Annotated in this window: 2 protein-coding genes; both read right to left on the bottom strand. The window is 45.0% G+C overall.

Annotation, left to right across the window (positions count from 1 at the left end):
• On the bottom strand, window positions 1–199 hold a 199-nt coding region (locus GMD1S_RS12650; protein WP_008283809.1), incomplete at its 3' end, for a hypothetical protein.
• An 82-nt stretch (window positions 200–281) separates the two neighbouring features.
• Window positions 282–904, bottom strand: a 623-nt coding sequence (locus GMD1S_RS11230) for an NAD(P)/FAD-dependent oxidoreductase (RefSeq protein ID WP_000330451.1), incomplete at its 5' end; no start/stop codon positions are given.

The raw sequence follows: 904 nt of genomic DNA, 5'->3' as shown, positions 1-904 counted from the left end.
TATTTTTTCTTATTTTATCATTTTTGATAGGGAATGTCATTTGACATCCTAAACTATCTGCTAAAATTTCAGTAAAATGCTTATACTCTTCGAAAATCTCTTCAAGCCACGTTAGCTTCGCCTTGCCGTGGGTTGGTATGGTTACTGACTTCGTCAGTTCTATCCACAACCTCAAAACAGTGTTTTGAGCTGACTTCATCAGCTCTATCCACAGCCTCAAAACAGTGCTTTGAGCAGCCTGTGGCTAGCTTCCTAGCTTGCTCTTTAATTTTCATTGAGTATCATTCGCTTTTTACTCGTTTGACATAGTTTGCAATTGGATAGTTTACTGGGTCCAAGGTCAATTCCTTGTCTTGGATCAGTTGAGCTAAGTGGTAACCAATGATAGGCCCAGTTGTGAGGCCTGATGAACCTAGGCCACTAGCCGCATAGACACCTGCTAAGCCAGGTACTTCCCCAAAGAAAGGCGAGAAATCACTGGTGTAAGCACGAATTCCCACACGCTCACCCGATGATTTCGCTCCTGCCAAGGCTGGATAGTGAGGCAAGGCCGCATCCTCCATTTGCTGGAGCAAGGTTTCATCCACCGTCAAGTCAAATCCCATGTCGTTTTCATGGGTAGCTCCTAAAGACAATTTCCCACCTGCAAAAGGGATCAAATCCCACTCTCCTTCCGGCATGACAACAGGGTAAGATGCTAGGTCTTCGGAGAGTTGATAATCTCGGAGCTGTCCCTTTTGGGGACGAACATCTACCTCATACCCTAAAAGCTCCAAAATGTCACCCAACCAAGCTCCCGTCGCTAAAATAACCTGATCAAACAAGTCTTCACCAATCTGATAGCCGGATGCTAAAGGTGTCAGACTCACTTTTTCTTTGACCAGCTTGACTTGACTGGCTTCTA

Origin of the sequence: Streptococcus sp. GMD1S, from assembly GCF_000296875.1 — a bacterium.
Lineage (GTDB): Bacteria > Bacillota > Bacilli > Lactobacillales > Streptococcaceae > Streptococcus.
The sequence above is the reverse complement of the archived record's forward strand: the minus strand, read 5'-3'. Positions and strand labels throughout refer to the sequence as shown.